Here is an 8,001-nt window from a genome sequence, read left to right on the forward strand (position 1 = left end):
CGGCCATGATGCGACCGGCCACGTCAGCCGTCCAGAGGGCGGCCGTGAAGTCGGCCAGGTGCCGGAAGCTGGGGGTGCGCCACGAGAGGCCGTACTCGGTGATGCCGATCCCCACCTGGCCGGCCCGTCTCCGGCAGCGAGTTTTGGAGAGCTGGCTTCGGGCGTGACGCCCGCCAGCCAGCTGAAGGGTCAGCACGTCGCTCATCCGCTGTTCGTCTCCTGATGAGCGTGAGGCCCGTATCGGCAGAATCGCCGAAAGTCACAGCTTCGGCAGATGGCCGGGTTTTTCGTTGCACGGTACGAGCCGGCGCGGATCCCCTCGACCCATTCCTGCACGTGCTCCCGGAAAGAGTCACGAGCCCGGACATCGTTGGAGACCTCGAGCCGGGCGCCGAAGTCGGCGTCCAGGTCGTGAATCGCCAGGCGTACAGGCTCAAAGCCGAGGCGCTCGAGGGCGGCCGCGTAAAGGCGGATCTGGTTTACGTGGATGTCCGACGGAGGCCGGTTCGCGGATGTCTTGAAGTCGATCAGTTCGACCCGGTGGTCCGAGCGTCCGTTAGCCCGAAGCACGAGATCAATACGCCCCCGGATGCGGGCGTTCGCTAGGGGCACCTCAAAGCGAGCCTCGGGCCGGAGCGTACGGGTCAGTTCCCCACCGAAGCGGCGGACATACGCCTTTGCACGGCGCCGGGCCGCCTCCCGGAGTTTATCGGCTGGCACCGGCCCGGCAAACGGCAGGTAGAAGTTGCGGTCGACGAGGCCGTCAACGTCCGGTTCCGTGGGTACCCTGCCGTTCATTGCCTGCCGGGCCAGTTCCGCCACCACGTGGTGGAGAAAACGGCCGAAGCCGATCTCCGGGACGAGGGGCGGCTGGAACCCGCAAACATGGCGCAGCCAGTAGCGGTAGCCGCACTCCTGGTAGGTGATGAGGCTGGAGAAGTCCAGGGTGATGGGGTCAGCCTTACGAACCGTGGACGACCGGGGAGGGGTTGCCACTCCGGCCGGCAAAGCGGTGTTGATGGCCGAGCGCAGGTCGCGCGTAACAAACCGCGAGGGGGCCGCGGTTCTGGCCGCATGGCGACGGAACCAGCTAATCACGAGCAGCTCCCGAGCACGGGTCAAGGCCACATAGAGCAGGCGCGCCTCGTCCTCTTCCCGTCCCTCGTAGCGCTGGCGGTCAAAGAGGGCTGTCGGAACGAACCAGGACTGCAGGCGACCCATGAGTGCCGAGGGGAAACGCCCTTCGACGAGGGAGGGCACGAAAACGACCGGAAACTCCAGTCCCTTCGCTTGGTGAACGGTCATCACCTGGACCGCGTTTTGAGCCTCAGCCACTTTTTCAGGTGTCTCTTCTGCTGCGCGACCCGCGAATTGCTCGAGAAACGCCCTGAGGCGCATAAGGTAAATCTCGCCCCGTGTGGCCCCGAGAACCCGCACCGTCCGGGCCGCCTGCCCGTCGCCCGACAACGCCAGGTCCTCACCGGCCTCGTCGACCACGGCTTCGTCACCCTGAACCTCATGCGGCTTCTGCCGGGGACCCTTGTAAAAACCGGCGGGTGCCGCCCTCCTAACGCCATGGTCAAACTGGGTCAGCAGTTCCGACATACGCCCGAGGCCCAGCTCATGAGAACCTGCATCGTCTCCGGCGCCCGGGAGCCCGAGAGTGGTCAACATTTCGTTGAACAGGGCAACGCTGTCAGAAACTCCCTGCTCGCGCACCGTTTGGCCCAGGCGCTCAATGTCCCGCAAGACGCGTTCAGCAAAGCCATCGTCCCGGCCGGTCACTTGCCGGATCTCAGCACGCAGGGAACTGCGGGTCACCGTCTCGGGCGTGAAATCCGCATTGGGATACCAGATTCCCCCTGCCCACCAGATAAAGATGCGAGCAATTAGCGCCATCTCAGGGTGAGCCAGAAGCGAGGTCTTACCTACGACGGCCAGCGGGACGTTACGGGCTCTCAGTTCGTCAACCAGGGGGCGAGCAGACGCACGCACCGAGCGGTAGAGGATAGCGATGTCGCCCGGCGCGTGCCCTTGGGCCATCAGCTTCTGGATGCGTCCTGCGATCAGCCGCGCTTCATCCTCAGCCGTTTCACCTACCATGACCTCAACAGCACCCGGGTTAGACGGTTCGCGCGCTCCCTCGAGTACCTTCTCGAGCCGCTCCGGAAGTCTTGCGACCAGATTCCGGGCAAACTGAACGATCTCCGGACGGCAGCGATGGTTCTCGGCTAATCGGGCGATCGCCGCCCCGTAGCGCCTCGCGAACGACGTGAAGACCGAGACGTCCCCGCCCCGCCATTGATAAATGGCCTGGTTGTCATCCCCGACCACCGTCACTCGCGCTCCCATCTCCGCGAGGTATGCGAGCAATTGCTCCTGCGTACGGTTGAAGTCCTGGAACTCGTCGACCAGTACATGGCGGACGCGGCCCTCAAATCTCGCCCGAAGCCGACCCCCCGGGGCCAGCTCGTCCACCGCGTGGCTGAGCATGAGGCGAAACGGCATCAGCCGCATCTCGTCCAGGAGCCTTTCGTAACGACCGAGGACATCGGCGAACTGCGATGCTTGTTGGCGTAGCGCAGCCCTGTCGATGCGTTCGTTGTGAACCACCTCAGCGCTCCGCAAGAACACGTCGATCGCCTGCGTCGCGGTCACGCGGTTGGTAGGTTTGTCCTCATGGGCTGCATAAAGATCCACGACGCCCAGGCGCCGTGCAACTCGGTGCAACAGCGCCCACTCCTGTTCCTCCGTGAGCGCATCCACCGTTCCGTAGGGCCCGCCGAGTTCCTGTAGCGCCTGAAGGGCCCAACTGTGGGTTGTCCCGATGAACATGCCCCTGGAGACCGGGGGAAGGTCGAGGAAGCCCGGGTCAGCCTCGGCGGCACGAGCCTCGATCCGCGTCTTGAGCTCTAAAGCTGCCTTGTCCGTGAAGGTGAAGGCGATGATGGAAGATGGATCTGGGGTGGCCAGAAGCGCCGCTACAGCCCGCCGGGCCAGCACTTCTGTCTTTCCTGACCCCGCACAGGCCAGGATTTGCAGCCGATCGGCTGGGTGATGGATGGCGTGTCGCTGCCGCTCGGTCAGTGTTCGCACAATACTGGCGCTCCCCCTGTCACCTCAGAGCGGCGGGGTCGATGCGAAACCGCGAGACCAGTTCATCGAATTCCTCATCGGCCTCCTCCCGGTCCGCCAGGGCGACGGCGCGCGCCTTATGAATCTCCCGGGCTCGTTCAACCCATTGGCGTACTAGGGCCTCAGGCGCCCGGCGGGGGTCCGAGAGCTTCGCCGGGTCTGCCTGAACGAGGTCTTGCAGGTTCCTCACACCCCGCTCGAACAGGTACCGGCTGCGCGCACGGCCCAGTTGGGGGAGGCCGAGCCCCATCAGGGGGACCAGTTCAGGCGCCACGCCGTAGCGAATAACTCCTGAGGCCGCCCGGGCGGCCTCAGCGATGTTCGGCTTGCCCAGCGCCAGTGCCGCCTTTTCATAGAGCAAGCAGACCTGAGAGAGATCGTCCAGGGCTCGCTCGAAGTCGCCTCTGTGCCTGACCGGGAAGTGGATCTGGTCCTCACTGACCTCGTCAATCCACCGCTCGACGGCCCCGACCCACTTTACCCGGTCCTTTTCCTGGTAGTCTTCGACGGCCCATCGCGCAACATCGCGGTATGTGGCCCCGGAAGCCTGCTCGACGCGTTGGATGGCCTGTCGTACCAGGAGCAGGTCGAACCCGCTTGCGGCCGCGACGTCCCCTATCGGTGTAATGTGCCAGCCACCAGGCACCCGTTCGATGAGGCGCCAGGATGTGAGGATTCGAAGCGCTAGACCGAGCCGGGTGCCCAGGTCCAGCGTCTTGCCGAAGACATGGCCACAGTTGTAGATGGTGCGCGTGCGGGTCTCCTCATCGATACCAGGGCTGAAGAGCAGGTCGTGGATGGCACACGCTTCGTGCTTGCAGATGCGCCCTCTGTAGAACTGGCTTGCAGCGGGGCACGTACAGCTCAGCCCGGTGACGCTGATGGTAACCGTGTACTGGTTTTCGCGGGATCGCACTACAGCGTCGACGCCAGCGGCCGAGAGCCGGTAGGCGGCCAGGCGGATGGAACCACCGGCTTCGACGACCTTCTCGTACGCGGGGATGTCCTCCATGATGTCTTCCTCGAAGGAGCGGTCGAACCGGATGGGCCGCGGGTCGGCATGATAGGCCAGCGTTTTCTCGAAGGCGCGGGCGACATCCTCCCGGGTGGTGTCACCCGTCTCTGCGACCACGCCCAGGACGAAACGCATGAGACCCTCGAAGCTCTCGGGCAGGCGACTCGTGACAACGCCGCCCCGACCGGCTGCAATGGCTGAAAGTAGTTCCTGAACTTTGGGTTCCTTTTGGATACGCTTCTCAATGAGGGCGATGCCGACACCCCGTCGAACTTGGTGGGGACGGGCTGCCCTTCCCAGCATGTTGAGAACCTCACCGCTGGGCAGGAGCACGTAGCGGAACACGCCACGAATCACGTCGGGCCGGAAGATGTCTCGCACCACCACAACGCCCGCCGGAAGGTTCACACCGGCTGCAAGGGTTGGAGTAGCCGCGATGACCCTCAGCGGACGGTCTCGGAATGCGGTTTCAATCGCGCGCCGGATGGTTCTTGGCAGGCCGGCGTGATGGTAAGCGACGCCGGTCGTCAGCAGTTCGACCGCATCTTCAGCGTCCGGGTCTTGCTCCAGAATCTGGCCGGCCAGGGTGATAAGCGCTCGGCGGTTAGCGCTTGACAGAGCGGGTTGGATGATTGTGGAAAGCTCGCGAGCTGCGCGCTCGGCTGCCGCGCGGGAGTTGCAGAATACCAGGCCTTGCTCTCCCTGAAGGCAGGGCTCAAGGGCCACCTTCAGGCCGCCGTCGAGGTCATCTACCAGCATGTGTTGGAACGACAGGGAAACCGGGCGGTCCGCCGCGGTCCCCTGCACCAACGGCACTCCGAGCCAGTCGGACAGTTCGTCGGCATTCTCCACGACAGCGGATAGCCCGCAGAGGGCCTGCGCACGGCGGCTCGCGAGCAACCGCGAGAAAAGTCCCTCGAGCACGGGACCCCTGTCATCATCTGCCACCAGGTGGACTTCATCCGCTACCACCACGCCGGGCCGGAATCCCGAACGGTGCATGAGCCCGACGAAACTCTCGTAGGTGGCCACAATAACGTCTGCTTCGTCAGGGCGCACCGGATCACGATGATCCCCCGTCACAATGCGAAGACGTGGGCTTGCCGGGCCGGGTACTTCCGCCGACTCGAGCAACTCGGAGAAGGCTGTATAGACCTCGTCGGCCAGGGCGCGGAACGGCACAAGGTAGGCGTGTGTGCCAGGAGTGCCTCGCTGGAGCGCCCGCACGATGGCTTGTCGCCCGATGAAGGACTTTCCAGTGCCGGTAGGTGCCACGATCAGGGCACTGCCACCGTCAAGTACACCCGCCTCTTGGGCTCTCTCGTACAGCGGAAATCGCAACTCAGCGTCAGCCACTCGGTCGCCACCCCCACTTTCCCGTGCGGATGGCGCTGCAGACATGGGCCTCCTCCGGATGCCGGCATGAAGTCCGTGTAGAGCAGGCGCGTAGTGTTGGCTCTTGCCAGGGGATCCTCTCGTTACCATCCTGAGGTCTTCCACTGGCCGTGTCAAGCACTGTTGGAACGTGTGATAACACCGCCGATGGCCGGCGAGGCTGAGGCGTGGCCGGCCGCTAGGACGTCGGCGTGGCCACTCGACGCCGGCCCCGCGCCCCTGGCGTTGCGCCGGAGGCGGTGGGGCCCGCATAATCCGGGCAGGGGAGGTGCCGATGGTCGTGGGAGAGGGTATCCGGGTGTTTCACGAGTCAACCGTTCCGATGGAGCCGGCCCCAACGGCGCGCGGGGTGAAGCTACGCTGGGTCATCAGCAAGGCGGACGGCGCGCCCCGTTACGCCATGCGGGTTTTCGAGGTGGAGCCCGGTGGCGAGATCCCGCTTCACCAGCACTGGTACGAGCAGGAGATGTACGTCCTCGAGGGGCAAGGAACGGCCGGTGACGCCGACTCCGAGCAGCCCATCGGCCCCGGCACCGTCATCTACGTTCCGCCGGACCACCCGCACCGGATGCGCAACACCGGCGACGGCGTACTGAGGTTCATCTGCGTCATCCCTCACCAACCGTGAGGGTGCGGTGTCACTGCGCCTGCACGACAAACCAGGGATGCGCCCGTGCTGCCGTTCCCAGGCCAGGACGTCGTCGATGCTGAGGGCGTAGTCGGGGTTACGCGCGGCCCGCTGGCGGACGTCGGTGGCAGCGGCGGGCGCGACCAGGGAGGAAGGCGCGTACGCGTCGATACCGGCCCCGCCGGCCTGGAAGTGGCGGGGCGCGTTCACGTGGGTGCCGGTGTGCTCGCCCATCGAGAACCGTCTGAGGTAGTAGCCGTCCCGTTCCCGCTGGGCCACCACAGCGAACTCAACCGGCGGATCGCCCGGCCACAGGGGGATGCCCGGTTCGGTGACGTGGCTGGGGTTGACCACCCGCGAGCAGGCAATGGTTTTCATCGAGTAAATCTGGCCCTCCGGCGCCGGCTGGCAGCGCGGGCAGAAGTCGGTCCCCGGTAGCCCAACGAACGGCGCACGATGCGGGTGCCGCAGCGGGGGCAGGGTTCGCCGGCATGGCCCCGTACCGCAAAGAAGTGCCGTACTTTGGCCTTGAGATTCGGCGGCAGCTGCGCCCGGATTTCGCTGAGCGCCTCGGCCATGAAGCTGCGCAGGGTGCGGTAAAGGCGGCGCAGGTCGTCGTCGGTGAGGCTTCGCGCGCTTCGTTTGGGGTGAAGGCCGGCTCGCCCGCCGGTGGCCGGCGGGGTTTGCCCGCGCGAGGCAGCCGAAAGACACCCGTGTGGTACAATTGGGGCAACTTGGCTTTCGCGCCTGCCATGGGGGCTTTTGATGGCGAAACCAATCCATCCGCGCCCGATCCTGCTCCTGTCGTTCGGACACCTCGTGGCCGATTTCTATCAAGGCGCCGTGCCGGCCCTGCTGCCGCTGTGGAAACAAGCGTTCGGGCTTCAGTATGCCGCCACGGGCGCCATGATGCTCGCTTTGCAGGTCTCGTCGTCAGTGGTGCAGCCCATCTTCGGCGTACTGGGCGACCGCTTCCGCAACCGCTACCTGTTGCCCCTGGCCGTCCTGTTGGCCGGGACAGGCATCGCGGGCGCGGTGCTGGCGGGTTCATACGGAGCCGCCATCGCGGGGATCACGCTGGGCGGGCTGGGGGTTGCCCTCTACCACCCGGAGGCCTCGCGGCGCGCCCACGAAAAGAGCGGAGCGCTTCGAGCGACCGCCATGTCGTGGTTCTCCGTGGGCGGGAATGTTGGCCTGGGCCTCGGGCCACTCGTCGTGGCGGGTTTGATGGGGTGGGGAGCCAGGGCCCTGGCCCTTGGACTGGCGGGGATCGCGTGGGTAGCAGCGCTGGCGCTCGTGGCCGGGCGATCGATGTTTATTTGGAGCGGTCCCGAGAGCAGCGCTACCGGTGGCGGGCAGGGCGACCGGCGGGCGGAAGCGGGGATGGAGACGCGGGTCCCCCGCCGAGCTGACCGCTGGGGCGCCCTTCTCCTGCTTGCCACCATCGTGGTCATGCGGTCATGGACGCATGCCGGGGTCCAGGCGTTCGTGCCGCTTCGCCTGACCGACAGCGGCGTCTCCGTGGCGCGTGCCCAGGCTCTGCTTGCGCTGTTCCTCCTCGCTGGCGCAGCCGGTACGCTCGTGGGCGGCCCCATGGCCGACGTGGTGGGCCGAAAGCCCGTCATCGTAGCTTCCATGGCGCTGGCGGCTCCGCTCATGTGGCTGGTGGGCCACGTGAGCTCGGCGTGGGTTCCCGCGGCACTGGCCGCCCTGGGTTTTGTGCTGGTCAGCACGTTCTCCGTGTCCGTGGTGCTGGCTCAGGAACTGCTGCCGGGCCGGGTCGGGACCGCCTCGGGCATCGTCCTCGGGGCCTCCGTGGGGACCGGGG

Annotated in this window: 5 protein-coding genes and 1 pseudogene; 2 read left to right on the top strand and 4 right to left on the bottom strand. The window is 66.0% G+C overall.

What is annotated here, in order from left to right:
- The 3 genes from AB1609_11250 to AB1609_11260 all read right to left on the bottom strand — a co-directional run.
- On the bottom strand, positions 1-205 hold a 205-nt coding region (locus AB1609_11250; GenBank protein MEW6047042.1), incomplete at its 3' end, for a hypothetical protein.
- A complete protein-coding gene (locus tag AB1609_11255) occupies positions 202-3,096 on the bottom strand; it encodes an ATP-dependent DNA helicase (GenBank protein ID MEW6047043.1) in 2,895 nt (964 codons plus the stop codon). The genes AB1609_11255 and AB1609_11250, both read right to left, overlap by 4 nt.
- A gap of 19 nt (positions 3,097-3,115) precedes the next feature.
- Complete coding sequence (locus AB1609_11260) at positions 3,116-5,506, bottom strand: DEAD/DEAH box helicase (protein MEW6047044.1); 2,391 nt, start codon at positions 5,504-5,506, stop codon at positions 3,116-3,118.
- 505 nt (positions 5,507-6,011) lie between these two features.
- Between AB1609_11260 and AB1609_11265 the strand changes: the two genes are divergently transcribed.
- On the top strand, positions 6,012-6,173 hold the full coding sequence (locus AB1609_11265; protein ID MEW6047045.1) for a cupin domain-containing protein: 162 nt from the start codon (positions 6,012-6,014) through the stop codon (positions 6,171-6,173).
- Between the two features lie 42 nt (positions 6,174-6,215).
- Here AB1609_11265 and AB1609_11270 read toward each other — a convergent pair.
- Positions 6,216-6,956 (bottom strand): annotated as a pseudogene (locus tag AB1609_11270) (cyclase family protein).
- Here AB1609_11270 and AB1609_11275 point away from each other — a divergent pair.
- The coding region (locus AB1609_11275; GenBank protein MEW6047046.1) for an MFS transporter at positions 6,939-8,001 on the top strand (1,063 nt) is incomplete at its 3' end. The pseudogene AB1609_11270 and the gene AB1609_11275 overlap by 18 nt on opposite strands.

The sequence above is a fragment of the Bacillota bacterium genome (assembly GCA_040754675.1).
Classification (GTDB): domain Bacteria; phylum Bacillota; class Limnochordia; order Limnochordales; family Geochordaceae; genus Geochorda.